The following is a 24,853-nucleotide window of genomic DNA, read 5'->3' as shown; positions in this document are numbered from 1 at the left end:
GATGCACACAAGACCGATTCACAAAATTCTTGAAGCTTTCGCGACAGAAAATTGCGCGGAACGCGGTCACAGCGTAACCTTCCGTCGCTGCGTCTACGGTCAGGCTTTCGCTGGCTTTAGCGGATTTTCTGCATCTGCCACTTGCGGCCGGCGTGCGAAAGCGGCCAAGCTCGCACCGATTTTCCCCAGCATAGGCAGACGCATGATTTTCGCTTCCGACAATTGGGCAGGCGCCCATCCCCGTATCGCTGCCGGCCTCTCGGCCCATGCCGACGGCTTCTCCACCGCGTATGGCGACGGCTTCCTCGACAAGGCAGTTTACCAGCGCTTCAATGAAATCTTCGAATGCGAAGTCGCGGTGTTTTTCCTCGCCACCGGCACCGCTGCCAATTCGCTGTCGCTGACTGCCTATAACAAGCCAGGCGGCATTTCCTTCTGCCATCGCGAATCGCACGTCATCGAGGACGAATGCGGTGCACCGGAATATTTCACCGGCGGTTCGCGGCTTTATACAGTCGAAGGCGCACTCGGCAAGATCGATGCCGGCAATCTGGAACGGGCGGTGGACCGTTTCGCACCCGAAAACGTCCATTCCGGGCCGCCGATGGCGGTTTCGATCACGCAGTCGACCGAGGTTGGCACCGTCTACACGCTGAACGAAATCGCCAGGATTTCGGCGATCGCAAAGCAGCGGGGATTGCCGCTGCACATGGACGGGGCCCGCTTTGCCAATGCGCTCGTCGCGCTGGAAACGACGCCGGCCGAAATGACCTGGAAGCACGGTGTCGACATCCTCTCCTTCGGCGGCACCAAGAATGGCTGTTGGTGCGCCGAGGCGATCGTGCTGTTCGACCTCGAGCGAGCCAAGGAATTGGCCTTTTTGCGCAAGCGCGCGGCCCAGCTGTTCTCGAAATCGCGCTTCATCGCAGCGCAATTCGATGCCTATTTCAGGGGTGGGCTATGGCTCGACACGGCACGGCACGCCAATGCGATGGCGGCACGGCTTGCCGCGGCGATAGAAGATTCCCCTTCGGCCCGGCTGGCCTGGCTGCCGCAGGCGAACGAGGTCTTCGCGGTCATGAAAAAGGCCGACGCCGAAAGAATGCAAGCGGCAGGCGCGGCCTTCCACGACTGGCACAGGCCGCTCGGCTACGACGGCCATATTGGCGAGGACGAAGCGCTCTATCGCTTCGTCACCAGCTTCGCGACCACGGCCGACGAGGTCGACCGTTTCGGCTACCTGCTCGCCGGATAGCAAGCCTTGCCCACCAGCAAAAAAGAGCGGCGCATTGCTGCACCGCCCTTTCTTCCCGGGGAGTTGGCATCCCGGGAGAGTTTAGCTGCCTGGCTTAGGCGGCAGTCTTGGCCTCGATCTGCTTGGCCTTGGCCGGAGCCGAGGTGATCGCGATCTTGCGCGGCTTCAGCTCTTCGGGGATGTTGCGCTTGAGGTCGACGAAGAGCAGGCCGTTCTTCAGCGCGGCGCCGACAACCTCGACGTGATCGGCAAGCTGGAAGCGGCGCTCGAAGGCTCGGCTGGCGATACCGCGATAGAGCAGTTCGGAGCCTTCGCCATTGCCTTCCTCCTTGCGCTCACCCTTGACGGTCAGCACATTGCGGTGAGCTTCGATCGAAATCTCATCTTCCGAGAAGCCGGCCACAGCCATCGAGATGCGATAGGCATCCTCGCCCGTACGCTCGATGTTGTAAGGCGGGTACGTCTGGCCTTCCGGCTGCGCAAGCGAATCGAGCATGGTGAACAGCCGGTCAAAACCGACGGTCGAACGGTAGAGCGGGGAAAAATCAACGTGACGCATGGTGTGTTCTCCTGTTGAGCAACAAGGTTGCGTATGGCCGGTGCGAAACCCGTGACGGCGTTCCGGATGGGCCAGCGGCCCCGACATTGGCGGCCGCATGACAAATTTGGGAAGCGGACGACGGCATTTCAAGATTTCCCGCGTCCGAACGGGACCGGTCCCGGCCCACGTCCCGATGCCGATGAACGGCAGATGAACCGTGGCTTCGGCGAGCGTTCAGCCAGGCGGCATTAAAACTGTTCTCGAGATCACGAACAGGTCGCCGGAAAAGGCGACACGACGAGGCCGAACCGGGTGTAACGTCCCTTCCTCCCGGTCGACAGAGGCCGGAAGCACGCCCACGGCTGCTTCCGGCCTTTCTTGTTCGCTGCCTGGATCGACCTCCCCGACGTCCCGAATTCCTTTGCTTTTGGCGCATGGGCGTTTATGCCTGATTTGCGCCCGTCGGCACCGACACCAACCAAACACCGTATGACCGATCTTTTCCACCAGCCCCCTCTCTTCCACGAAACTCCGGGCAATCCGCTGCCGGAAAACGCGGCCGGCGGCTTCTTCACCACGCGCGACGGCAAGAAGATCCGCTATGGGCTGTTTGCCGCGGTTGCCCGCCCGATGAAGGGCACCGTCGTCGTCCTGACCGGCCGCAACGAGTGCATCGAGAAGTATTTCGAGACCATTCGCAACCTTGCCGACCGGGGCTTTGGCGTGGCAACCCTCGACTGGCGCGGCCAGGGCGCTTCCGACCGGCTGATCGGCGACCGACAGCGCGGCTTCGTCCGGAGCTTCTTCGACTACACCGGCGATCTGGAGCAGTTCTTCGAGGAGATCGTGCTGCCCGATTGCCGAGGGCCCTACTACATACTGGCCCACTCGGCCGGCGCGGTGATTGCGCTGCTCGCCGCGCCCGCAATGGCGAACCGCGTGCGCCGCATGGTGCTGATCGCACCGTTCTTCACCGTGCCGGACCTCCCGGTTTCGGTAAAAACCGTCCGCCGCATCTCTTCGCTGTTCTGCCTTCTCGGCCTTGGCCGGCTCTATGCCGCATGGGGGCCGCGGCCCAAGGAATCAGTGCCCTTCGCCATGAACAAGCTGACCAGCGATCCGGCGCGCTATCGGCGCAACACGCTGATCTACGAAACCTGTCCGCAGCTGGCGCTTGGCGGACCGACGATCCGCTGGCTGAAGGCGGCCACGGAGGCGTCCTTGATCGTCAGCAACCCGGATTTCATGGCCAAGATCCAGGTGCCCTTGCTGATGATCGCCGCCGGCGCCGACCAGGTCGTCTCGACCAGGGCAGTCGAGGCCTATGCGAGGCGTCTGCGCGTCGGCTCGCTAGTGATGATCGACGGCGCCCGCCATGAGATCCTGCAGGAAGCCGACCTCTATCGCGAGCAACTGCTTGCGGCATTCGATGCCTTCATCCCAGGAACCGGCGACGCTGTTTGACCGCTTCGCCGGCGCCCGGCAATAAAGCCTGCGCGGGTCGCTTGCCCGGCACAGCTCGCCCCCTTATTCCCGTTCAGGCATCGCGCGCTAGGTTGCTGCCAAAGAGGTTGGAGGTCATTCGCCGGGAGAAAAACGACCATGAACGCATCGAACACGCTGTCACGTCAGGGGCATCGGCTGCAGATTGGCGTCGCGCTGCTGCTGTTTTCGTCATTCGAGGGGTTTGCAATACCGTACCTCGCCGCACCGCGGCTCGGACTGTCCGCGCACACGCTCAGCGCCTTGGAGGGCGTTCTTTTGCTGGCGCTAGGCCTCACATGGTCTAGGCTCAATCTCGGCGCGGCGATGTCGCGGATTGCGTTCTGGCTCCTGATCTATTCGGCTTTGGCGATCCTGGCCGCCTACGTGATTGCCAGCGCCTGGGGGGCCGGCAACGAGACAATGCCGTTGGCCGCCGGAGCCGTCCACGGGAGCGCCTTTCAGGAAGCCGTGATCAAAGGCGTGGCGTATTCGTCCGCGCCGACCGGCCTCATCTCTTTCGTGCTCATTTTGTGGGGCCCGCGTCTCTCGGACGCTTGGCCTGCCGACTGCTAATTTAGAACCGCGGTTTCCGTCGGATTTGCGCAAAAACAGACGCTTGGGTGCACCGGATGCTCAGCCGCGCAGCGCCGTCATCGCCGCCGCGTGCAGCTCCGGTGTCGCCGCTGCCAGGATGTCGCCGCCGTTTTCCGCCGGTCCGCCCTCGAAAGTGGTGACGACGCCGCCTGCCTTCTCGATGATCGGAATCAGCGCCACGATGTCGTAGGGCTTCAATCCCGGATCGGCGACGATATCGACGCTGCCCGCCGCCACCATGGCGAAGGCATAGCAGTCGGTGCCGTAGCGGGCGAGCTGGACCTGCTTCTCGAACAGGTCGTAGCGTGAGCGCGCGTCTCCCTTGAACAGCGCCGGCGTGGTGGTGAACAGCGTCGCTTCGGCGAGATTTGTGGTCTTGCGCGTCGTGAGTTTTCGCGGGCCACCCGGACCTTCATAATGCGAGCCGGAAGCATTGGCGTAGAACAGCTCGCCGGTGAAGGGCTGCGACATCATGCCGGCGACGGCATCGCCGTCGACCGTCAGCCCGACCAGCGTGCCCCATACCGGCAGGCCGGAAATGAAGGCGCGCGTGCCGTCGATCGGATCGATCACCCAGACATGCCGGCTGGAGATGTTTTCGCTGCCATGCTCCTCGCCGAGGATGCCGTGATCGGGGTATTGCGCGCTGATCACCGCCCGGATGGCGCGCTCGGCTTCACGGTCGGCCTCGGTGACCGGGTCGAAGCTGCCGCGCTCCTTGTTGGTGACCGCGCCCTGATTGCGGAAGCGCGGCAAGGTCTCGGCTGCGGCGGCACGCGCAATGCGCCGCATGAACTCGATACTGATGTCCAACTGATTCTCCCGCTTCAGCATGTTTGAGATGCCGGTTTGCCTACGGATTTATGCCGAAACAAGGGCGTTTGTGCCGAAACAAAGGGCGTTCGGAGCCTTTTGCACGGTGCCAACTGTTGCTCGAATGCAACGCAGCCGTCATGGAAATGCAATTTCCACTTCACAGTGAATTAAAAAAGCCGGAACGCGCCTTGACATTTGTGCAGCGCACAATACGTTTGTTCTCGGACAGGGGTTCCTGTCCATGCCCTCCTTGGGCGTTTCCTCCCTAGACTTCGACCGTGTCGTGCAAACGATGCGGTCTTTTTTTACGCTGCCCTCATGAGCCGCGAATGCCGCGATTCCGGCGCTATTCGGCGGCCAGCGGCAGATCCATGAAATTGTCATCGGGCATCGCCATCAGTTCGGCCGAAAACCGCGCCAGATCGTCGGCCAGGGCGTCGAAACCAGCTGATCTCTGGAACGTCCGCTCATTCATGTAGAGCCCGCGATTGACCTCGATCTGCAGCGCATGCAGATGGCGCACGGGGCGGCCATAGTGCTCGGTAATGAAGCCTCCGGCATAGGGCTTGTTGTGGGCGACGCTGTAGCCCATGCCGGTGAGCAGGCCGATCGCCGTCTCGGTCAACGCCGCCGCGGCGGAAATGCCGAAGCGGTCGCCGACGATGAAGTCCGGCCGCAATCCGCTGTCGCCGACCCTTATGCTTGCCGGCATCGAGTGGCAGTCAATCAGCACGGCGTAGCCGAAGCGCGCATGGGTTCTGGTCAAAAGCCGTTTCAGCGCCTCGTGATAGGGCTTGTAGACCGCTTCGATGCGCGCCACGGCTTCGGCCAGCGGCAAGCGGCCGGAATAGATGTCGAGCCCCTCGCCGACCAGCTTGGGCACGGTGCCGAGCCCGCCGGCCACCCGCGCCGAGCGGATGTTGCAGAATGACGGCACCGGTTCGGCGAACATGCGCGGGTCGAGTTCCCACGGCTCCCGGTTGACGTCGAGATAGGCGCGCGGGAAGTTTGCCGCCAGCATCGGCGCCCCGAGCGCGACGGCGCCGCCGAACAATTCCTCGACATAGCAGTCCTCGGAGCGGCGGATGGCGTTGCGGTCCAGCTTGGCCATCGCCATGAACCGGTCCGGATAGTAGCGGCCGCTATGCGGCGAGTTGAAGAGGAAGGGAACGCGCTGTTCGGCGCCCGATCGGATTTCGAAGGGTGGAACGAGCGAAAAATCCTCGGCTGCCGTTTTCAATTTGAACGAACCCGGAAACACCAATGCATCATGATAGGAAAGTGCCACCTCGCCGCCCGCATGTCCAGCCGCCGAAGTGCCAGCCAAATCAGGATTGTGCGGCCAACGTTCACTTGATGTTTACCGTCACCTCCTCATATACAGCATGGTTAACGGGCTTGCCGCACGGCATTGTCGGTTGGGTGATTCGGACGGGACAAGATGGCACGCATTCTGCTGGCGGAAGACGACGACGACATGCGCCGGTTCCTCGTCAAGGCGCTGGAGCGCGCCGGTTATCAGGTCAGCGATTTCGACAATGGCGCCAGTGCCTATGAGCGGCTGCGCGAGGAGCCTTTTTCGCTGCTTTTGACCGACATCGTCATGCCCGAGATGGATGGCATCGAGCTCGCCCGTCGCGCCACCGAGATCGATCCTGACCTCAAGGTGATGTTCATCACCGGCTTTGCCGCCGTCGCGCTGAACCCCGATTCGAAAGCGCCGAAAGACGCCAAGGTGCTATCGAAGCCGTTCCACCTGCGCGACCTCGTCAACGAGGTCGAAAAGATGCTGCAGGCCGCCTGACGCGCTTTTTGTCGCCGCTTGACCGACGCGGCAAGCCAGCCATTCTTTCCCTTTTCCCGCTATTGACGTGCCGAACCAAAAATGGTGTATGCGCGGCTTCGGATGGGCGTGTAGCTCAGCGGGAGAGCACTGCATTGACATTGCAGGGGTCACAGGTTCAATCCCTGTCACGCCCACCATCCAGATAATCCCTCAATTGGCCGTCGGTGTTTTCATCGGCTGGCGTTCTCAGCCTCATCCAGTCCTGATGCCGAGCTCGCCAATACCGGCCTCAGGCCGCGCCGAGGCGCAGATCCCCGGTCTCGACGTGCTCCAGAAACCAGGCATAGGTCTGTTCCAATCCGCTGCGCAGCGAGTAGCGCGGGCGCCAGCCGGTGGCGAATAGGCGCGACACGTCCATCAGCTTGCGCGGCGTGCCGTCCGGCTTCGTCGCATCGAATGTGATCGCCGCATCGGCGCCGGCGACCGACACGATGGTGCGGGCAAGGTCGGCAATGGTGATGTCTTCCCCAGAGCCGACATTGATGTGGCTGTCGCCCGAATAATTCTTCAATAGCCAGACCAGCGCGTCGGCAGCGTCGTCGACATGCAGGAATTCGCGCATCGGCGTGCCCGATCCCCACACCTCCAGGCTCTTGCGGCCGGCGCGCCTGGCCTCGTGCGCCTTGCGCATCAGGGCCGGCACGACATGGCTTGAATTGAGGTCGAAATTATCGCCCGGGCCGTAGAGATTGGTCGGCATAGCCGAGATGTAGTCGACACCGTATTGGCGCCGATAGGCCTGGCACAGTTTCAGTCCGGCGATCTTGGCGATCGCATACCATTCGTTGGTAGGTTCGAGCGGGCCGGTCAGCAAGGCGTCCTCGGAGATCGGCTGCGCCGCGAATTTGGGATAGATGCAGGACGAGCCGAGAAACAGCAGCTTCTGCACCTCGTTGCGGAAGGCGCTGTCGATGACATTGTTCTGCATGACGAGATTGTCCTGCAGAAAATCGACGGGAAGCCTGTTGTTGGCCAGGATACCGCCGACCTTGGCCGCCGCCATCACCACTGCATCCGGCTTGCGGTCGGCCATCCAGCGCCGCACGCCGGCCTGGTCGAGAAGATCGAGCTCGGCGCGCGAGGCGGTCAGAACCTCGCAATCCTCGTCGGCCAATCGGCGCAGGATGGCCGAGCCGACCATGCCGCGATGTCCGGCCACGAAAACGCGCTTGCCCCGAAGGTCGAAGGTCATCAGCTTATCCCAATGCAGAACGGCAGCTTTGCCGGTTGGCCGGCAGAGCGCCGGATCGGCTTCTCTGTTGGACGCATACCGCATACAGATTTGCCCAGACAAGCCAAATCGCAAAGCCACCCGAAACCGGGCTTGCAGATTGGACGCTGCAATGTCTTGCGATCAGACGCCCGCTACCGCGCAGAGGCTTGTCATTCTGGCAATGGCAAGCTCCGGCTCGGCCAGCAATCCTGCCTGGTCGGCAAGGCGAAAGACATCGGCATAGTGACGTATGCCGCGCGCCGACTGCATGCCGCCGACCATCGAAAAATGGTCCTGATGGCCGTTCAGCCAGGCCATGAAGACAATGCCGGCCTTGTAGTATTCGGTCGGCGCCTCGAAGATCTTGCGCGACAGCGGCACTGTCGGCGCCATCAGCGCGTCATAGCCGGCGCGGTCGCCGTCGGCCAGCTTTGCCAGCGCCGCATTGGCGACCGGCGCGATGGTATCGAAAATGCCGAGCAGCGCGTGCGAATGTCTGTCGCCGTCGCCGGCGATCAGCTCGGGGTAGTTGAAGTCGTCGCCGGTGAACATCACCACGCCCTCGGGCAGCCGGTCCCTGAGCGCGATCTCCTTGCCGGCGTCGAGCAGCGATATCTTTATGCCTTCGACCTTGCCGGCATGGCGTTCGATGATCGCGATCACCGTCTCGAGCGCGGTTTCGAAATCGCTGCTGCCCCAGTAGCCTTTCAGCGCCGGGTCGAACATGTCACCCAGCCAGTGCAGGATGACCTTGCCGGATGCCTGGGACAGGATGCGGTCGTAGACGCTGACATAGTCGTCGGGGCTTTTGGCGATCGCCGCCAGCGCCCGGCTGGCCATCATGATCGCCTTGCCGCCAAGCCCTTCGATGAAGCCGAACTGCTCCTCATAGGCCGCGATGACATCGTCGAGCGTGCTCGCGGCCCCCGGCGCCAGATGGTCGGTGCCGGCGCCTGACGCGAGATCGGCGCCCTCGACGCTGCGCGCCTCGATAATGGAGCGGCGGATCAATTCCTTGGCATTTGCCCAGTCGAAACCCATGCCGCGCTGCGAGGTGTCCATCGCTTCGGCGACGCGAAAGCCGAGCCGCCAAAGGTGACGGCGAAACGCCATTGTCTTGTCCCAGTCGACCGCGGGCCTCGACCACGGATCGGTCATGGCGAGGGGATCGGCAACGACATGGGCGGCGGCGTAGGCGATGCGCGAGAACCGCGCGCCGGCCACAGGCTGCACCGGCTGGCCGACAAGCCGGTAGCGGATACGGCCGCCGCCTTCCCCGGGCAAGGTGATGTCCATGGCTCTCTCCTTCCCAGCGCCTATTAAATGGAACGTTCCAATAAATCAAGATACTTTGCCGCCCTTCGTCGCGCCGGTCAAATTGCTGCATCGCAGCAGGTGAAAGCCGTACTTGCTGGAGGATTGCGCCTATTGAGCCGCATTTTTCTCCGGTTCGAAAAAACGCGATTGACTCAAATGCGCCGCAGGGATTAGATCGTTCCAATAAATCGCACAAGAAACCACCGGGAGGACAGATCTGGATGGCCAGCCGGGCCAAGGCAACGATACTCGACATCGCCCGTGAGGCGGGCGTGTCCAAATCGACGGTATCGCTGGTGCTGCAAGGTAGCGGGCTGATCCGGCCTGAAACCGCGCTGAAGGTGCGCAAGGCGATCGAGGATGTCGGCTATGTCTACAACCGCGGCGCCGCCAATCTGCGCAAGGCCCATTCCAATGTCATCGGCATGGTCATCAACGATCTCACCAATCCGTTTTTCGCCGAACTGGCGGTCGGCATGGAGCGCGTCTTCCAGTCGGCCGGCGTCGTGCCCTTCATCGCCAATACCGCTGAAAACCCGGTGCGCCAGGAAGAGGTTTTGAAATCACTGATGGAGCAGGGTGTCGCCGGGCTCGTCGTGTCGCCGGCGCGCGGCACCACGCCTGGCGCGTTCCGCCGCCTTGAGACCGCGGGCGTTCCGGTCGTCTTCGTCATGCGCCGCCTTCCCGAAAGCCGCATCCCGGTGATCACACCCGACAATCATCGCGGCGCCTATCTCGCCACCGCCCATCTGATCGGTAAGGGCCACCGCCGGCTGGCCTTCTTCGGCGGCTCGTCCGACCTTGTCGTCTATCACGAGCGGCTGGGCGGCTTTCGCGAGGCCTGTGAAGCGCTCGGCATCGCACCGGCCGACAGGCTGGTCTTCGAGGGCGAAACCAGCCGCAAGGGCGGCATTGCCTGCCTGGAAACCGCGCTCGCCATGGCCGCGCCGCCGACTGCAGCCCTTTGCTTCAACGATGCGGTCGCCTTCGGCGTCTTGCTGGCGCTGCGCAAGCGCGGCCTGGAACCCGGCGCGGACTTTGCCGTCGTCGGCTTCGACGACGTGGCCGAGGCCGAGCACTATATGCCGGCGCTGACCAGCGTGTCGGTGAACACCGCCGGCCTCGGCGAGCGCGCCGCCCATGTCGTGCTGAAGATGATCCAATCGCGCACCACGCGCGCCGAGGATCATATCGGCGCCGTCAACCTCGTGGTCAGGGAAAGCTGCGGCCCCGATCGCAAGGAGCATGGCTGCGCAGGAATGGGAGACGCGGCATGACCGTCAGTTGGGGGCTGATCGGCGCCAGCACGATCGCAAGACAGTTCATGATCGGCGCCATCCGCGCGCAGCCGGACGGCGAAATCGCCGCAGTGATGAGCTCCAGCCCGGAGCGCGCCACCGCCTATGCCAGCGAAAACCGTATTCAGGCGGCGGTCTCGACGCTGGACGCCCTGCTCAAATCCGATATCGACGCCGTCTACATCTCGACCACCAACGAATTGCATCTCGAACAGGCACTCGCCGCCATCGAGGCGGGAAAGCATGTGCTGTGCGAAAAGCCGCTGGCGCTGACCAGCGCCGACGCGCGCAAGATGGTCGCCGCCGCCAGGGCCGCCGGCGTCGTGCTCGGCACCAACCACCATCTGCGCAATGCCGGCTCGCATCGGGCGATGCGCGAAGCGATCGCTGCCGGCCGCATCGGCAGGCCGATCGCTGCGCGCGTCTTCCACTCCGTCTATCTGCCGGAAAACCTGCAGGGCTGGCGCATCACCAGGCCGGACGCCGGCGGCGGCGTGGTGCTCGACATCACCGTGCACGATGCCGACACGCTGCGCTTCGTGCTCGGCGACGATCCGGTCGAGATCTCGGCATTCACGCAATCGGCCGGCATGGCCGCCGGCGGGCTGGAAGACGGCGCCATGTGCCTCTGGCGCTTCGGATCGGGGGTCATTGCCCAATCGCATGAGGGCTTCACCACCAAATTCGCCGGCACCGGCTTCGAGGTGCATGGCAGCGAAGGCTCGCTGATCGGCAAGGATGTGATGACGCAGAAGCCGGTCGGCTCGGTGTTGCTGCGAACGGCACAGGGCGAGGAGGAATTGAGCTTCGACCGCGAAGACCTCTATGCCCGTTCGCTGCGCCAATTCCACGCGGCGATACGTGGCGAGGGCCAGCCGTCCGCCACCGGCGAGGACGGCGTCTGGTCGTTGACCGCAGCCGAGGCGGCATTGCAATCGGCCAAGTCCGGCAAGGCCGTCGCCATCGACTCGAAGCTCGGGGGTGCTGCGTGAGCAAGCTCGTCTCCGCGGCTGAGGCCGCCGGCCTGATCAGGGATGGCATGGTCGTTTCCGTATCGTCGTCGAGCGGCCTCGGCTGCCCGGATGCAGTGCTTGCCGCCATCGGCGAGCGCTTCGACGCCGAAGGCCATCCCAAGGACATCACGACGCTGCACCCGATCGCCGCCGGTGACATGTACGGCATCAAGGGCATCGACCATCTAGCCAAGCCCGGCCTGTTGAAGCGCACTTTGTGCGGCTCCTATCCATCCGGGCCGTCATCTTCCGAGCCGCCGCAGATCTGGAAGATGATCGGCGACAATTCGGTCGCCGCCTATAACGTGCCGTCCGGCATCCTGTTCGACATGCATCGCGAGGCCGCCGCCAAGCGCCCCGGCGTGCTGACCAAGGTCGGGCTCGATACCTTTGCCGACCCGCGCCATCAGGGTTGCGCGATGAACGCGGCCGCCAGCGAGCCGATCGTTTCGGTGCAGCAGTTCGACGGCGAGGAGTGGCTCTATTTTCGCTCGATCGTGCCGCAGGTCGCGATCATCCGCGCCACCACGGCCGACGAGCGCGGCAACCTCACCTATGAGCATGAGGGTGCCTATCTCGGCGGCCTCGAACAGGCGCTCGCCGCCCGCAACAATGGCGGCATCGTCATCGCGCAGGTCAAGCGCGTCGTCGAGAACGGCACGCTGAAACCGCACGATGTGCGCGTGCCCGGCGTGCTGGTCGACCATATCGTGGTGGCGCCCGACCAGTTGCAGACGACGCTGACGCCCTACGATCCGGCCATCTCCGGCGAGATCTTCCGGCCGTTGTCGAGCTTCCGCAACGCCGAGATGAACGTCCAGAAGGTCATTGCGCGCCGCGTCGCCATGGAGCTTGCCGACGACATGGCGGTCAATATCGGCTTCGGCATCTCGGCCAATGTGCCGCGGATCCTGCTCGAGGAAGGCCAGCACGGCAAGGTCACCTGGGTCATCGAACAGGGCGCGGTCGGCGGCGTGCCGCTGCTCGACTTCAAGTTCGGCTGCTCGTCGAACGCCGACGCCTTCATGCCCTCGCCGCACCAGTTCATCTATTTCCAGGCCGGCGGCTTCGACGCCTCGCTGCTGTCCTTCCTGCAGATCGACCGCCATGGTTCTGTCAACGTGTCGAAGCTTTCGGCGCGGCCCCACGTCACCGCCGGCGCCGGCGGCTTCGTCGACATCACCGCGCGGGCGAAGAAGATCGTCTTTTCAGGTTTCTTCAATGCCGGCGCCAAGCTGTCGCTTGCTGATGGCGGCATCCGCATCGACCAGGAGGGCAAGGTCAAGAAAGTCGTCGGCGAGGTTGAGCATATCTCCTTCTCGGGCAAGCGTGCCGTCGCGCAGGGACAGGATATCACCTATGTCACCGAGCGCTGCGTGATGAAGCTGACGCCAGCAGGGCTGATGGTGACGGAGCTGGCGCCGGGCATCGACCTGGAGCGCGATGTGCTGGCGCAGGCCGAGATCCCGCTCGCCGTAGCCAACGATCTCAAAGTGACGCCGGATGCGCTCTACAGGGACCGGCCGATCGGCCTGTCGCTCAATGGCGGCGCCTCGCTTGGAGGCGCCCATGGCTGAGCGCCTCGTCACCTTTGAAACCGACGGCGCCATCGGCATTGTCACGCTGCGCCGGCCGGAGAAATTCAACGCCCTCGACATTCCGATGCTGCGGGCGCTGGAAGCAGCACTCGATGAGGCCGAGGCGGCGGACGGCGTCCGCGTCGTGCTGATCTGCGGCGAAGGCAAGGGCTTTTGCGCCGGCGGCGACGTCGAGGCATGGGCAGAAATGAGCGCCGCCGATTTCCAGGTGCAATGGGTTCGCTACGGCCACCGCGTCTTTGATCGGCTGGCGCGGCTGCGGCAGCCGACGATCGCCATTCTTGCCGGCCATGCGCTGGGTGGTGGGCTGGAACTGGCGGCGGCTTGCGACTTTCGCGTGGCGGAAACGCAGGTGAAGCTTGGGTTCCCGGAGACCTCGATCGGTGTCGTTCCCGGCTGGTCCGGCACACAGCGCGCCGTGCGCCGCTTCGGTGCGCAGGCGGTGCGGCGGATGGCGCTCGGCGGCGAGGTGTTTCTGGCGACCGAGGCTCTTGCTCTGGGGATTGTCGACCGGGTGGTCGAGACCGGTAAGGCGTTCGCCGAAGCCAAGGCCTGGGCCGGCAAGATCGCCGAGCGCGGGCCGCTCGCGACCGAAGCCGCCAAGCTGATGATTGCCATCGCCGAGGGCGAAGAGAGTGCTGCCGCGACCGAAGCGCTGGCCAGCGGCTTCATCGCGCTGACAAGCGATCTCAGGGCCGGCGTCGAGGCTTTCAAGGCCAAGCAGAAGCCGGCGTTCTCAAGATCTTAGGAACCTGAAACTCACATGAACGCACCTCTCAACATCGCCATGCCCGCCGAGGCAGCCGCAGCGCCGAAAAGCTACCGGCTGCTGATCGGCGGCAAGTTCATCGACGCCCAGGACGGCCGCACACTGGAGCGCAGCAGCCCCGGCCACGGCTTCACCGTCTCGCGCTATGCACAGGCCGGCGCGGCGGACGTGGAGGCGGCGGTACAGGCCGCGCACAAGGCCTTCGAGACCGGCCCGTGGCCGCGCATGAAGGCCGCCGAGCGCGCCGCGATCCTGCTCAGGACGGCTGACCTGATCGAGGCGCGGCTGGACGAGATTGCCCGGCTCGACGCACTGGAATCCGGCAAGCCGATTGCCCAGGCGCGCGGCGAGATCGGCGGCGCCGTCGACATCTGGCGCTATGCCGCGGCACTTGCGCGGACGCTTCACGGCGAAAGCTACGCCAATCTCGGCGACGCCATGCTCGGCGTCGTGCTGCGCGAACCGATCGGCGTCGTCTCGATCATCACGCCGTGGAATTTTCCCTTCCTGATCGTCAGCCAGAAGCTGCCCTTCGCGCTCGCCGCCGGCTGCACGGCAGTGGTCAAGCCGAGCGAGATGACCTCGGCCTCGACTTTCGTACTCGGCGAGATCCTGATGCAGGCCGGCCTGCCGGATGGCGTCGTCAACATCCTTGCCGGGCTGGGCGCCGATGTCGGCGCACCGATGGTCAGCCATCCGCTGGTCGAGATGGTGTCGTTCACCGGCTCCACCCGCGTCGGCAAGATGACCATGGCGTCTGCCGCCAACTCGCTGAAAAAAGTCGCGATGGAGCTCGGCGGCAAGAACGGCCAGATCGTCTTTCCCGACGCCGACCTCGAGGCCGCCGCCGACGCGGCGGTTTTCGGCGGCTTCTTCAATGCCGGCGAATGCTGCAATGCCGGCAGCCGGCTGATCGTCCATGAGGCGATCGCCGGCGAGTTCCTCGGCGCCGTCAAAGCACTCACCGCCAAGGTGACTGTCGGTGACCCGCTCGACGACCGCACCAAGGTCGGCGCGATGATCTCCACCGACCATGTGGCCAAGGTTACCGGCTACGTGACGGCAGCGGAGAGCGGCGGCAGCCGGATCTATTGCGGCGGCAAGCAGCTTGCTTCGAGCGCCGGCCAGTATCTTGATCCGACCATCGTTGGCGACGTCACCGAAGACATGGCCATTGCGCGCGAGGAAGTGTTCGGGCCGGTGCTCTCGGTGCTGACTTTTGAGTCGATTGAAAGGGCGTTGCACATCGCCAACAACACGCCCTATGGTCTGTCGGCGGGCGTGTGGAGCGCCAGCATCGATACCTGCATGTCGGTGGCGCGGAATGTGCGTTCGGGAACCGTTTGGGTGAACACGTTCATGGAGGGTTACCCCGAACTGCCTTTCGGCGGCTACAAGCAGTCCGGTCTCGGACGCGAACTCGGCAAGCGCGCCGTCGAGGATTATACCGAGGAAAAGACAATCCAGTTTCATCGCGGCCAGCGCACCGGATGGTGGGTCGGCTGAGTTGGGAAGAACCCGGCGGGCATCCGCCGGTCGTGTAGGTTCAACAAGGGAGGAAGTACATGTTGCGCAAACTGCTTATCGGGACGGCTCTCGCATCAGGCGTTGCGTTCGCGGCCCATGCCGAGGACGTCAAGGAAGTCCAGATGCTGCATTGGTGGACGTCGGGCGGTGAAGCTGCCGCTCTGAACGTGCTCAAGCAGGATCTGGCCAAGGAAGGCTTTGCCTGGAAGGACGTGCCGGTGGCCGGCGGCGGCGGCGACGCCGCCATGACCGCGCTGAAGGCGATGGTGGCGGCCGGCAACTACCCGACCGCCTCGCAAATGCTTGGCTACACCGTGCTCGACTATGCCGCAGCCGGCGTCATGGGCGATCTGACCGAGACGGCGATAAAGGAAGGCTGGGACAAGTCCGTTCCCGCGGCCCTGCAGAAATTCTCCGTCTATGACGGCAAGTGGGTCGCGGCTCCGGTCAACGTCCACTCGGTCAACTGGCTGTGGATCAACAAGGCGGTGATGGACAAGATCGGCGGCACCGAGCCCAAGACCTTCGACGACTTCATCGCGTTGCTCGACAAGGCCAAGGCGGCGGGCGTCGTCCCGCTCGCGCTGGGCGGCCAGAACTGGCAGGAAGCGACCATGTTCGACTCGGTCGTGCTGTCGACGGGCGGGCCTGAGTTCTACAAGAAGGCCTTCAACGACCTCGACGAGGAGTCGCTGAAGTCCGACACGATGAAGAAGTCGTTCGACAATCTCGCCAAGCTCGTCACCTATGTCGACCCGAACTTCTCGGGCCGGGACTGGAACCTCGCCACCGCCATGGTCATCAAGGGCGATGCGCTGGTGCAGGTGATGGGTGACTGGGCCAAGGGCGAATTCAACGCCGCCAAGAAGGTCCCGGGCACCGACTTCCTGTGCTACCGCTTCCCCGGCACCGACGGCAGCGTCGTCTACAACTCCGACATGTTCGGCATGTTCAACGTTCCGGAGGACCGCAAGGCCGCCCAGATCGCCCTGGCCACCGCCACGCTGTCGAAGAGCTTCCAGTCGGCCTTCAACGTCGTGAAGGGCTCTGTTCCGGCCCGCACCGACGTGCCGGATACCGATTTCGACGCTTGCGGCAAGAAGGGCATGGCTGACCTGAAGGCCGCCAATGAAGGCGGCACGCTGTTCGGCTCTCTGGCGCAGGGCTATGGCGCGCCTCCGGCGGTTGCCAACGCCTACAAGGATGTCGTCTCGAAATTCGTCCACGGCCAGATCAAGACCTCGGACGAGGCCGTGACCCAACTGGTCAGCGCGATCGAAGACGCCAAGTAAGCGCCCGCCGATGTGAATGATCTCCCCGGCGCAAGCCGGGGAGAGTCCTCTGCGGTGGGGTTTGCGGTTGCGCCGACCGGCACGCTTTCGTGCCGCAGAGGCCGCGACGACAGAATTCCGGACCCGCGATACGGAATGGACAGATGAGCACAGTTGCTGAAACCAGTATCACGCTGACGCCGGAGCACGGTGCCCGTCCGGGCGCCTCGGTGCGCTCGCGCCTTCAGGACGCGCTGCCGAAGCTCGTGCTGGCGCCAAGCTTTGCCGCCACCGTCGTCTTCGTCTACGGCTTCATCCTGTGGACGATCTATCTGTCCTTCACCAATTCCAAGACCTTCCCGTCCTATGCGATCACCGGGCCACGCGCCTATCAGCGGCTCTGGCGCTGGACCTTCGAAAGCGACCCGCCGTCCAGCTGGTACACGTCGATCACCAATATGGGGATTTTCGGCTTCCTCTACATTTCCATCTGTCTGGCGCTCGGCCTGTTCCTGGCGATCCTGCTCGACCAGAAGATCCGCGGCGAAGGTGTGCTGCGGCCGATCTATCTCTACCCGATGGCACTGTCGTTCATCGTCACCGGCGTTGCCTGGAAATGGTTTCTCGACCCCGGCCTCGGCCTCGAGCAGACGCTGCACCAATGGGGCTGGACGAGCTTCCATTTCGACTGGATCAAGAACAAAGATTTTGTCATCTACACGGTGGTCATCGCCGGCGTCTGGCAGGCGTCGGGCTTCATCATGGCGATGTTCCTGGCCGGCCTGCGCGGCATTGACGGCGAGATCCTGAAGGCGGCGCAGATCGACGGCGCCACCACCTTCCAGCTCTACCGCCGCATCGTTATCCCGCTGCTGCGGCCGATCTTTCTCTCGGCCTTGATCGTGCTCGCGCATCTCGCCATCAAGTCCTACGATCTGGTCGTCGCGCTGACCAGCGGCGGGCCGGGCGGTTCGGCCTGGCTGCCGTCCAATTTCATGTATGAGTACACCTTCAAGCGCAACGAGATGGCCGTCGGCTCGGCCAGCGCCGTGATCATGCTGATGACCATCACCGCGATCATCGTTCCCTATCTCTATTCCGAGCTTCGGGAGAAGCCGCGATGAGCGCTATAGCCACTCCTGCTCGCCAGAGCACTGGCGGTATCAGCGCCAGGACGGTCAACCGTATCGTCATTTACGGGCTGCTGGCGCTGTTCGCGCTGTTCTACCTGATGCCGCTGTTCGTCATGCTGGTGACCTCGTTCAAGACCATGGACGAAATCCAGAACGGCAACATGCTGGCGCTGCCGCAGGCGCCGACCTTCGCACCCTGGATAAGGGCATGGAGCGAAGTTTGCTCGGGTCTCACCTGCGTCGGCATGAAGGGTTATTTCTGGAATTCGATCAAGATGGTGGTTCCGGCCGTCGTCATCTCGACCCTGCTCGGCGCACTCAACGGCTATGTGCTGACGAAGTGGCGCTTTCGCGGGGCGACGCTGGTATTCGGGCTGATGCTGTTTGCCTGCTTTATCCCGTTCCAGTCCGTCCTCTTGCCCATGGCAACGATCCTCGGCAGCCTCGGCCGGTTCGGCGTCAAGCTGCAGAACGCGACCGGCCTCACCTTCGGCTTCGGCAATCCGACGGTGAACCTGGTATTCGTCCACGTCGTCTACGGCATCGGCTTCACCACCCTGTTCTTCCGCAATTATTACGAGGCGTTTCCGAACGAATTGGTGAAGGCGGCGCAGATCGACGGCGCCAGCTTCTTCCAGATCTTCCGGCGCATCATGCTGCCCAACTCGCTGCCGATCATCGTGGTGACGGTCATCTACCAGTTCACCAACATCTGGAACGATTTCCTCTTCGCCTCCGCCTATGCCGGCTCAGGCGACGTCATGCCGATGACGGTGGCGCTGAACAACGTCGTCAACACCTCGACCGGCGTCGTCGAATACAACGTCAACATGGCGGCGGCGATGATCGCCGCGCTGCCGACGCTCCTCGTCTATGTGCTCGCCGGCCGCTATTTCGTGCGCGGCCTGATGGCCGGCGCCGTCAAAGGATAATCGGATGGCTTTTCTGGAAATTGACGGGTTGAAGAAGCGTTTCGGATCGGTCGAGATCCTGAAAGGCATCGACCTCGATCTCGAAAAGGGCGGCTTCCTCGTGCTGGTCGGGCCGTCCGGTTGCGGCAAGTCCACGCTGCTCAACACCATTGCCGGCCTGGAAACCATCACCGAAGGCGAAATCCGTGTAGACGGACGCACGATCAACGATCTCCACCCCTCCAAGCGCGACATCGCGATGGTCTTCCAGAGCTACGCGCTCTATCCGAACATGACGGTCGCCGGGAATATTGCCTTCGGCATGGAGATGCGCGGCGTGCCGGTCGGCGAGCGCCAGAAGGCGATCGACAAGGTGGCGAAGGTCCTGCAGATCGGCCATTTGCTGAAGCGCAAGCCAAGCCAGCTTTCCGGCGGCCAGCGCCAGCGCGTCGCCATGGGCCGGGCGCTGGTGCGCGATCCCAAGCTGTTCCTGTTCGACGAGCCTTTGTCGAACCTCGATGCCAAGCTGCGCGTCGACATGCGCATCGAGATCAAGCGCCTGCACGCCACCACCGGCACCACCATCGTCTACGTCACGCACGACCAGATCGAGGCGATGACGCTGGCCACCAAGATCGCGGTGATGCGCGACGGCGAGGTGCAGCAGTTCGGCACGCCGGCCGAAATCTATAACAATCCGACCAACCTGTTTGTTGCCGACTTCATGGGCTCGCCGGCGATGAACCTGATCCCGGCTACGATCGGCAGCAACGGCAGCGGCTTCTCCGTCGTCATGGAGCGCGAGGCGCGCCAGCCGATTTCGCTGCCGCTGGCCAATGCGCCGGTCGGCCTGTCGGCATTCCAGGGCAAACCGATCATCTTCGGCGTCCGCCCGGAAGCACTGACCGACCCCGAAGGTGCCGAACGCAACGCCTCGAACATCGCCCGCGCCGACTGTCACATCGAGGTCATCGAGCCGGCCGGCTCGGATACTTTCGCGGTCACCAATCTCGGCGGCAAGGCGGTGGTCGCGCGGCTGCGCGCCGACGCCAACATCCAGCCCGGCACGGTCACGCCGCTCGCCTTCAACCTGACCAAGGCGGTGTTCTTCGATCCGGCGACCGAGAAACGCATCGTCTGACGGCCATGACAAATCCCGACATCGTCATCATCGGCTCCGGCATAGGCGGCGCCACGATCGCCTCCGGCCTTGCCGGCAGTGGCGCCTCGATCCTGATGCTGGAGCGCGGCGAACCACTGCCGCTAACGCCGCACACACGCGACACCCGCGCAATCTTCGTCGACGGCCATTATCGGCCTAAGGAGATGTGGCTCGAGGCCGGAGGTGCTGCGTTCAATCCCGGCAATTACTACTATGTCGGCGGCAATTCGAAATTCTACGGCGCCGTGCTGATCCGCTACCGCGGGCAAGACTTTTCGGAGATGGAGCACTATGGCGGCATCTCGCCGGCCTGGCCGTTTTCCTATGAGGAATTCGAACCCTGGTATTCCAGGGCCGAGCAGCTTTTCCGCGTGCGCGGTGCACTCGGCGAAGACCCGACCGAGCCGTTCCACTCGATGCCCTACCCTTTCGGGCCGGTGCCCGACGAGCCGCCGATCGCGCGAGCGCGCGCCGAGCTCAGGAGCCTAGGCCTGCACCCGGCATCGCTGCCGCTCGGCGTCGACATCGAAGCCTGGCTGAAGGACGGCAGCACGCCGTGGGACGCGTTTCCCAACACAGGCGCCGGCAAGGTCGACGCCCAAACGGGACCGCTGGCCGCCGCACTTGCCGACCAGAACATCAAGCTCGAGACCGGCGCCCATGTCGAACATCTCGAGGCATCGCCGGATGCGAGGACAATCGCCGCCGTCCATTATCGACAGAACGGTACGCTGAAGAAAGTCGCGCCGAAACTGGTCATCCTATCGGCCGGCGCGGTCAATTCCGCCGCCATCCTGCTGCGCTCGCCCACCCCTGAGGGCAAAGGCGGTGGCAAAGGCCTGGCCAACCGCTCCGACCAGGTCGGCCGCAACTTCATGAACCACAATTCGAGCGCCATGCTGGCGATCGATCCACGCCGCCGGAACAAATCCGTCTACCAGAAGACGCTGATGCTGAACGATTATTATCTGTCCGACGGCAAGGGCGGCAAGCCGCTCGGCAACGTCCAGCTCCTCGGCAAGATCGACGGCAACATCCTCAAGGCCAATGTCAGGCGCGCGCCCAAATTCGCGCTCGATTTCATGGCCGGCCACGCCGTCGACTGGTATCTGATGTGCGAAGACCTGCCCGATCCCGAGAGCCGCATCATGGTCGACGGCAAGGACATCGTCATGCAGTGGCGGCGCTCCAACATGCAGTCGCTCGACGGACTGACCAAGGTGATGCGCGAGAATTTCCGCGCCTGCGGCTATCCGATCGTCCTGTCGCGGCCGTTCGACAAGCGCACGCCCTCGCATCAGTGCGGCACGGTGAAGATGGGCAACGATCCGGCGACCTCGCCGCTCGACCCGTTCTGCCGCTCCTTCGACCACAGCAATTTGTTCGTCGTCGATGCCGGCTTCCTGCCGAATTCGGCCGCCGTCAATCCGGCTCTGTCGATCGCCGCACAGGCGCTGCGCGTCGCCGATCATATCCGCAAGACGGAGCTTGCAACATGAGCCGCCCGGCAGCGATCGTCACCGGCGGCGCGCGCGGCATCGGCCTTGCCTGCGCCGAAGCGCTCGCAGATTCCGGCTTCGACATCCTCGTCGCCGACCTTGCCGACGAAGCCGCCGACGGGCTCGCCGCCGACATCACCGGGCGCGGCGCGAAATTCGCCTATGCCAGCAGCGACATCGCCGATCTCGGCGGCCATGCGGCACTTGTCGATGCTGCATTGAATGCCTTCGGCCGCATCGATTGCCTGGTCAACAGTGCCGGCATCGGCGCCGTCCTGCGCGGCGACCTGCTCGAGCTCAAGCCGGAAAATTTCGACCGGGTGCTCGGCATCAATCTGCGCGGCACCGTATTCCTCGGCCAGGCCGTTGCCAAAGCGATGCTCGGCCTGCCGAGCGATGGTGCGAGATCGATCATCACCATCACCTCGGTCAGCGCCGCCATGGCCTCGCCGGAACGTTCCGAGTACTGCATTTCCAAGGCCGGGCTTTCGATGTGGGTGAAAAACCTGGCACTGCGGCTTGCCACTGAAAACATCGCGGTGTTCGAAGTGCGGCCGGGCATCATCCGCACCGACATGACCGCAAGTGTCACCGCCAAATATGACGGGCTGATCGACGGCGGGTTGGTGCCGGCGATGCGCTGGGGCGAGAGCGAAGATATCGGTGCCGCCGTGGCGGCGCTCGCCGGCGGCAAGCTCGGCTTTTCGACCGGCTCGGTCATCAATGTCGACGGCGCGCTGTCGGTGCCGAGGCTATGAACAGGTGACGCCATGACGGACTACATCCCATGACTGGCTACATCCCATGACCGACTACATAATCGTTGGCGCCGGCCCGGCCGGCTGCGTACTCGCCAACCGGCTGAGCGAAGATCCGTCGCATCAGGTGCTGCTGCTCGAAGCCGGCGGCAAGGACTGGCATCCGCTGATCCATATGCCGGCCGGTTTTGCCAAGATGACCAAGGGCATCGCCGCCTGGGGCTGGTCGACGGTGCCGCAAAAGCACATGAACGACCGCGTCTTCCGATACACGCAGGCCAAGGTGATAGGCGGCGGCTCGTCGATCAACGCCCAGATCTACACGCGCGGCAACGCCCGCGACTACGATGCCTGGGAGAAGGAAGAAGGCCTTGCCGGCTGGGGCTATCGTGACGTGCTGCCCTATTTCAAGCGCGCCGAGAACAACCAACGCTATGCCAACGATTTTCACGGCGACCAGGGCCCGCTCGGCGTGTCGAACCCGATCGCGCCGCTGCCGATCTGCGAGGCCTATTTTCGCGCGGGACAAGAGATGGGCATGCCCTTCAATCCCGACTTCAACGGGGTAGCCCAGGAGGGCGTCGGTTACTATCAGCTGACGCAGAAGGACGCGAAGCGCTCCTCCGCCTCGGTCGCCTATCTCCGGCCGATCCGCGAGCGCAAGAATCTCACCGTCAGGACCGGCGTTCTGGTGACGCGCATCGTCGTCGACAAGGGCCGCGCCATCGGCGTCGAGATCGTCGACAGGCCGGGCGGCCAGCCAACGATCCTGCGCGCCGAGCGCGAGGTGATCGTCTCGTCCGGCGCCATCGGCTCGCCGAAGCTTCTGATGCAGTCGGGCATCGGCCCGGCCGACCATCTGAAGGCGGTCGGCGTCACACCGGTGCACGATCTGCGCGGCGTCGGCTCCAACCTGCAGGATCATCTCGACCTGTTCGTCATCGCCGAATGCACCGGCGATCACACCTACGACAACTACGCCAAGCTGCACTGGACGGCTTGGGCCGGCCTGCAGTATCTGCTCCTGAAGAAAGGCCCGGTGGCTTCCAGCCTGTTTGAGACTGGCGGCTTCTGGTACGCCGATCCGACCGCCGCCTCTCCCGACATCCAGCTGCATCTCGGCCTCGGCTCCGGCATCGAGGCCGGCGTCGAGAAGTTGAACAATCCGGGCGTGACATTGAACTCGGCCTTCCTGCGCCCGCGCTCGCGCGGCACGGTGCGGCTGAACAGTGCCGACCCGGCCGACCGCCCGCTGATCGATCCGAACTATTGGTCCGATCCCTATGACCGCGACATGTCGATCAAGGGGCTGAGGCTGGCGCGCGAGATCATGCGGCAGAAGGCGCTGCAGCCCTATGTGCTGCGCGAGGTACTGCCGGGACCTGACCTGCAGAGCGGCGACGAGTTGTTCGACTACGCCTGCCGCAGTTCCAAGACCGACCACCACCCGGTCGGCACCTGCCGCATGGGCCACGATGCGATGAGCGTGGTGACGCCCGATCTCAGGCTGCGCGGTATCGAGGGCCTGCGCGTCTGCGACGCCTCGGTGATGCCGCGCATCCCCTCCTCCAACACCAATGCGCCGACGATCATGGTCGGCGAAAAGGGCGCCGATCTGATCCTTGGCCGCGAGCCGCTGCCGCCGGCAGTGTTTTCCACCAACCGAGCGGCATGAAGGACAAGGAATGATCAGGCACTGTGTCTTCGTCAGATTCCGCGACGATGTCGCCAACGCCGAGCGCGCGGCAATCCATGCCGATCTCGAAGCGTTGCGGTCGGTGATCGACGGCATGGGCAAGGTCGAATTCAGCGCCAATACCAGCCCGGAACCCTTCGCTCGCGGCTTCACACACGGCTTCACCATCGACTTTCGCGACGCTGCGGCACGCGATGGCTATCTCGAGCATGAAGCGCATCAGCGAGCCGGCGCAAGACTGGTCGCGGCGCTCGAAGGCGGCATCGACGGGCTGATGGTGTTCGACCTGGAGATCGTGTGACTATCCCATTCTCAGCGCAACAACGCCGGCGACGATGCTAAGCACCGCGGCACCTCGCCATGCCGTCATCTTCTCGCCGAGTGCGAACACCGAGATCATCATGGCGAACAGGATCGATGTTTCTCGCAGCGACGCCACCGAGGCGATCGGCGCCTTGGTCATCGCCCACATGACGATCCAGTAGGCGCCGCCGCTGAGCACGCCGGTATAGATTCCCGCCTTCCAGTCGCGCGCCAGCACCGGCAGCGCCTGTGGGCCGCGAAAGACGACGCACAGCACCAGCGCCCACAGCGCATCGCAGACGAACAGCCAGGCCGCATAACTCGACGCGGTGGCGGCCAGCCGCGCGCCGCTGCCGTCCGACAGCGTGTAGCTGGCGATGAAGATCGATGTGCCCAGCGCGAAGCCGACGGCGCGCAGGTTCAATTTCTCCAGATGCGCGCCGCCGCGAAACGACAGCACCAGCGTGCCCGCCGACAACAAGAGGATGCCGACGATGGCGAGCGGCGCCGGCATCTCGGCAACCACCACAATGCCCCCCAAAGCGGCCAGCAACGGCGCGGTGCCGCGCGCCAGAGGATAGGTCTGGGCGAAATCGCCGGCCTTGTAGGCGCCGATCAGGAACGTCCTGTAGCCCATGTGGAAGACAACCGAGGCGAGGATGTACGGCCACACTTCCGGCTTCGGCACCTCGACAAAGGGCAACGTCACCAGCGCCGCGGCACCCATGCCGAGCGTCATCAGCGTGATCGACAGGAAACGGTCGAGATGGACCTTGACCAGCGCGTTCCAGATCGCATGCATGGAAGCGGCGGCGAGCACCGCGAAAAAGACAAACAGGCTCATCGTC

The 24,853-nt window shown here is 63.9% G+C and carries 23 protein-coding genes and 1 tRNA gene; 18 read left to right on the top strand and 6 right to left on the bottom strand.

The features are described from left to right. Positions 1 to 202: 202 nt before the first annotated feature. Positions 203 to 1,255: a threonine aldolase family protein gene (locus tag NKH13_RS03880; protein WP_352910744.1), complete on the top strand. Its 1,053-nt coding sequence runs from the start codon at positions 203 to 205 to the stop codon at positions 1,253 to 1,255. A 94-nt stretch (positions 1,256 to 1,349) separates the two neighbouring features. Here NKH13_RS03880 and NKH13_RS03875 read toward each other — a convergent pair whose 3' ends face one another. Continuing rightward, complete coding sequence (locus NKH13_RS03875; RefSeq protein WP_023675381.1) at positions 1,350 to 1,814, bottom strand: Hsp20 family protein; 465 nt, start codon at positions 1,812 to 1,814, stop codon at positions 1,350 to 1,352. A 471-nt stretch (positions 1,815 to 2,285) separates the two neighbouring features. Between NKH13_RS03875 and NKH13_RS03870 the strand changes: the two genes are divergently transcribed. Together NKH13_RS03870 and NKH13_RS03865 are read left to right on the top strand one after the other, a co-directional pair. Further along, the gene (locus NKH13_RS03870; protein WP_352910741.1) at positions 2,286 to 3,260 is read left to right on the top strand and encodes an alpha/beta fold hydrolase; all 975 of its coding nucleotides are present in this window, start codon (positions 2,286 to 2,288) and stop codon (positions 3,258 to 3,260) included. A 138-nt stretch (positions 3,261 to 3,398) separates the two neighbouring features. Beyond that, on the top strand, positions 3,399 to 3,854 hold the full coding sequence (locus NKH13_RS03865) for a styrene oxide isomerase (RefSeq protein WP_352910738.1): 456 nt from the start codon (positions 3,399 to 3,401) through the stop codon (positions 3,852 to 3,854). 60 nt (positions 3,855 to 3,914) lie between these two features. Here NKH13_RS03865 and hisN read toward each other — a convergent pair whose 3' ends face one another. After that, the gene (gene hisN / locus NKH13_RS03860; RefSeq protein ID WP_352910735.1) at positions 3,915 to 4,688 is read right to left on the bottom strand and encodes a histidinol-phosphatase; all 774 of its coding nucleotides are present in this window, start codon (positions 4,686 to 4,688) and stop codon (positions 3,915 to 3,917) included. Between the two features lie 349 nt (positions 4,689 to 5,037). Further along, positions 5,038 to 5,979 carry an N-formylglutamate amidohydrolase gene (locus NKH13_RS03855; protein WP_352910733.1) on the bottom strand — a complete coding sequence of 314 codons (942 nt, stop codon included), beginning with the start codon at positions 5,977 to 5,979 and terminating at the stop codon, positions 5,038 to 5,040. Between the two features lie 153 nt (positions 5,980 to 6,132). On the opposite strand from NKH13_RS03855, the gene cpdR reads away from it, so the two are divergent. Together cpdR and NKH13_RS03845 are read left to right on the top strand one after the other, a co-directional pair. Then, the gene (gene cpdR, locus NKH13_RS03850) at positions 6,133 to 6,495 is read left to right on the top strand and encodes a cell cycle two-component system response regulator CpdR (RefSeq protein WP_006199474.1); all 363 of its coding nucleotides are present in this window, start codon (positions 6,133 to 6,135) and stop codon (positions 6,493 to 6,495) included. Between the two features lie 104 nt (positions 6,496 to 6,599). Next, positions 6,600 to 6,674 (top strand) — tRNA-Val (locus NKH13_RS03845). Between the two features lie 92 nt (positions 6,675 to 6,766). Here NKH13_RS03845 and fcl read toward each other — a convergent pair. After that, a complete protein-coding gene (gene fcl / locus NKH13_RS03840) occupies positions 6,767 to 7,729 on the bottom strand; it encodes a GDP-L-fucose synthase (protein ID WP_352910731.1) in 963 nt (320 codons plus the stop codon). Positions 7,730 to 7,891: 162 nt separating this feature from the next. Continuing rightward, complete coding sequence (locus NKH13_RS03835) at positions 7,892 to 9,046, bottom strand: dihydrodipicolinate synthase family protein (RefSeq protein WP_352713558.1); 1,155 nt, start codon at positions 9,044 to 9,046, stop codon at positions 7,892 to 7,894. Between the two features lie 242 nt (positions 9,047 to 9,288). On the opposite strand from NKH13_RS03835, the gene NKH13_RS03830 reads away from it, so the two are divergent. The 13 genes from NKH13_RS03830 (at position 9,289) to NKH13_RS03770 (ending at position 24,003) form a co-directional block, all read left to right on the top strand. Further along, on the top strand, positions 9,289 to 10,344 hold the full coding sequence (locus NKH13_RS03830) for a LacI family DNA-binding transcriptional regulator (RefSeq protein WP_352465863.1): 1,056 nt from the start codon (positions 9,289 to 9,291) through the stop codon (positions 10,342 to 10,344). After that, on the top strand, positions 10,341 to 11,357 hold the full coding sequence (locus NKH13_RS03825) for a Gfo/Idh/MocA family protein (RefSeq protein ID WP_352713561.1): 1,017 nt from the start codon (positions 10,341 to 10,343) through the stop codon (positions 11,355 to 11,357). The genes NKH13_RS03830 and NKH13_RS03825 overlap by 4 nt, the downstream gene beginning before the upstream one ends. Beyond that, on the top strand, positions 11,354 to 12,955 hold the full coding sequence (locus tag NKH13_RS03820) for an acyl CoA:acetate/3-ketoacid CoA transferase (protein ID WP_352713564.1): 1,602 nt from the start codon (positions 11,354 to 11,356) through the stop codon (positions 12,953 to 12,955). The genes NKH13_RS03825 and NKH13_RS03820 overlap by 4 nt, the downstream gene beginning before the upstream one ends. Continuing rightward, positions 12,948 to 13,724 carry an enoyl-CoA hydratase/isomerase family protein gene (locus NKH13_RS03815; RefSeq protein ID WP_352713567.1) on the top strand — a complete coding sequence of 259 codons (777 nt, stop codon included), beginning with the start codon at positions 12,948 to 12,950 and terminating at the stop codon, positions 13,722 to 13,724. Before NKH13_RS03820 ends, NKH13_RS03815 begins: the two co-directional genes overlap by 8 nt. 15 nt (positions 13,725 to 13,739) lie before the next feature. Further along, entirely contained in the window at positions 13,740 to 15,251 is a 1,512-nt protein-coding gene (locus tag NKH13_RS03810; protein WP_352910728.1) for an aldehyde dehydrogenase family protein, read from the top strand. Between the two features lie 59 nt (positions 15,252 to 15,310). Then, positions 15,311 to 16,564: an ABC transporter substrate-binding protein gene (locus NKH13_RS03805; RefSeq protein ID WP_352713573.1), complete on the top strand. Its 1,254-nt coding sequence runs from the start codon at positions 15,311 to 15,313 to the stop codon at positions 16,562 to 16,564. Between the two features lie 143 nt (positions 16,565 to 16,707). After that, the gene (locus tag NKH13_RS03800) at positions 16,708 to 17,667 is read left to right on the top strand and encodes a carbohydrate ABC transporter permease (RefSeq protein WP_352713576.1); all 960 of its coding nucleotides are present in this window, start codon (positions 16,708 to 16,710) and stop codon (positions 17,665 to 17,667) included. Further along, positions 17,664 to 18,608, top strand: a complete 945-nt coding sequence (locus NKH13_RS03795) for a carbohydrate ABC transporter permease (protein WP_352713578.1) — start codon at positions 17,664 to 17,666, stop codon at positions 18,606 to 18,608. Before NKH13_RS03800 ends, NKH13_RS03795 begins: the two co-directional genes overlap by 4 nt. Positions 18,609 to 18,612: 4 nt before the next feature. Next, positions 18,613 to 19,728 carry an ABC transporter ATP-binding protein gene (locus tag NKH13_RS03790; RefSeq protein ID WP_352713581.1) on the top strand — a complete coding sequence of 372 codons (1,116 nt, stop codon included), beginning with the start codon at positions 18,613 to 18,615 and terminating at the stop codon, positions 19,726 to 19,728. A gap of 5 nt (positions 19,729 to 19,733) precedes the next feature. Next, positions 19,734 to 21,248, top strand: coding sequence for a GMC oxidoreductase (locus tag NKH13_RS03785; RefSeq protein WP_352910724.1), 1,515 nt, complete (start codon positions 19,734 to 19,736; stop codon positions 21,246 to 21,248). Beyond that, complete coding sequence (locus NKH13_RS03780; RefSeq protein WP_352910723.1) at positions 21,245 to 22,006, top strand: 3-ketoacyl-ACP reductase; 762 nt, start codon at positions 21,245 to 21,247, stop codon at positions 22,004 to 22,006. Before NKH13_RS03785 ends, NKH13_RS03780 begins: the two co-directional genes overlap by 4 nt. A gap of 46 nt (positions 22,007 to 22,052) precedes the next feature. Next, on the top strand, positions 22,053 to 23,681 hold the full coding sequence (locus NKH13_RS03775; RefSeq protein WP_352713590.1) for a GMC family oxidoreductase: 1,629 nt from the start codon (positions 22,053 to 22,055) through the stop codon (positions 23,679 to 23,681). A 10-nt stretch (positions 23,682 to 23,691) separates the two neighbouring features. Further along, positions 23,692 to 24,003 (top strand): Dabb family protein, encoded by a 312-nt coding sequence (locus tag NKH13_RS03770; RefSeq protein ID WP_352910721.1) that lies wholly within the window; start codon positions 23,692 to 23,694, stop codon positions 24,001 to 24,003. On the opposite strand, the gene NKH13_RS03765 is transcribed toward NKH13_RS03770, so the two are convergent. After that, positions 24,004 to 24,849 carry an EamA family transporter gene (locus NKH13_RS03765; RefSeq protein WP_352465875.1) on the bottom strand — a complete coding sequence of 282 codons (846 nt, stop codon included), beginning with the start codon at positions 24,847 to 24,849 and terminating at the stop codon, positions 24,004 to 24,006. Positions 24,850 to 24,853 lie beyond the last annotated feature (4 nt).

Origin of the sequence: Mesorhizobium sp. M1348 (assembly GCF_040317925.1) — a bacterium.
In the GTDB taxonomy this organism is placed as follows: Bacteria; Pseudomonadota; Alphaproteobacteria; order Rhizobiales; family Rhizobiaceae; genus Mesorhizobium.
This window is presented reverse-complemented; position numbering and strand designations above follow the sequence as displayed.

Coding starts and splice junctions, on each gene's coding strand:
- NKH13_RS03880 (WP_352910744.1), top strand. CDS start 203: ATGATTTTCGCTTCCGACAATTGGGCAGGCGCCCATCCCCGTATCGCT.
- NKH13_RS03875 (WP_023675381.1), bottom strand. CDS start 1,814: ATGCGTCACGTTGATTTTTCCCCGCTCTACCGTTCGACCGTCGGTTTT.
- NKH13_RS03870 (WP_352910741.1), top strand. CDS start 2,286: ATGACCGATCTTTTCCACCAGCCCCCTCTCTTCCACGAAACTCCGGGC.
- NKH13_RS03865 (WP_352910738.1), top strand. CDS start 3,399: ATGAACGCATCGAACACGCTGTCACGTCAGGGGCATCGGCTGCAGATT.
- cpdR (WP_006199474.1), top strand. CDS start 6,133: ATGGCACGCATTCTGCTGGCGGAAGACGACGACGACATGCGCCGGTTC.
- fcl (WP_352910731.1), bottom strand. CDS start 7,729: ATGACCTTCGACCTTCGGGGCAAGCGCGTTTTCGTGGCCGGACATCGC.
- NKH13_RS03835 (WP_352713558.1), bottom strand. CDS start 9,046: ATGGACATCACCTTGCCCGGGGAAGGCGGCGGCCGTATCCGCTACCGG.
- NKH13_RS03830 (WP_352465863.1), top strand. CDS start 9,289: ATGGCCAGCCGGGCCAAGGCAACGATACTCGACATCGCCCGTGAGGCG.
- NKH13_RS03825 (WP_352713561.1), top strand. CDS start 10,341: ATGACCGTCAGTTGGGGGCTGATCGGCGCCAGCACGATCGCAAGACAG.
- NKH13_RS03815 (WP_352713567.1), top strand. CDS start 12,948: ATGGCTGAGCGCCTCGTCACCTTTGAAACCGACGGCGCCATCGGCATT.
- NKH13_RS03810 (WP_352910728.1), top strand. CDS start 13,740: ATGAACGCACCTCTCAACATCGCCATGCCCGCCGAGGCAGCCGCAGCG.
- NKH13_RS03805 (WP_352713573.1), top strand. CDS start 15,311: ATGTTGCGCAAACTGCTTATCGGGACGGCTCTCGCATCAGGCGTTGCG.
- NKH13_RS03800 (WP_352713576.1), top strand. CDS start 16,708: ATGAGCACAGTTGCTGAAACCAGTATCACGCTGACGCCGGAGCACGGT.
- NKH13_RS03795 (WP_352713578.1), top strand. CDS start 17,664: ATGAGCGCTATAGCCACTCCTGCTCGCCAGAGCACTGGCGGTATCAGC.
- NKH13_RS03790 (WP_352713581.1), top strand. CDS start 18,613: ATGGCTTTTCTGGAAATTGACGGGTTGAAGAAGCGTTTCGGATCGGTC.
- NKH13_RS03785 (WP_352910724.1), top strand. CDS start 19,734: ATGACAAATCCCGACATCGTCATCATCGGCTCCGGCATAGGCGGCGCC.
- NKH13_RS03780 (WP_352910723.1), top strand. CDS start 21,245: ATGAGCCGCCCGGCAGCGATCGTCACCGGCGGCGCGCGCGGCATCGGC.
- NKH13_RS03775 (WP_352713590.1), top strand. CDS start 22,053: ATGACCGACTACATAATCGTTGGCGCCGGCCCGGCCGGCTGCGTACTC.
- NKH13_RS03770 (WP_352910721.1), top strand. CDS start 23,692: ATGATCAGGCACTGTGTCTTCGTCAGATTCCGCGACGATGTCGCCAAC.
- NKH13_RS03765 (WP_352465875.1), bottom strand. CDS start 24,849: ATGAGCCTGTTTGTCTTTTTCGCGGTGCTCGCCGCCGCTTCCATGCAT.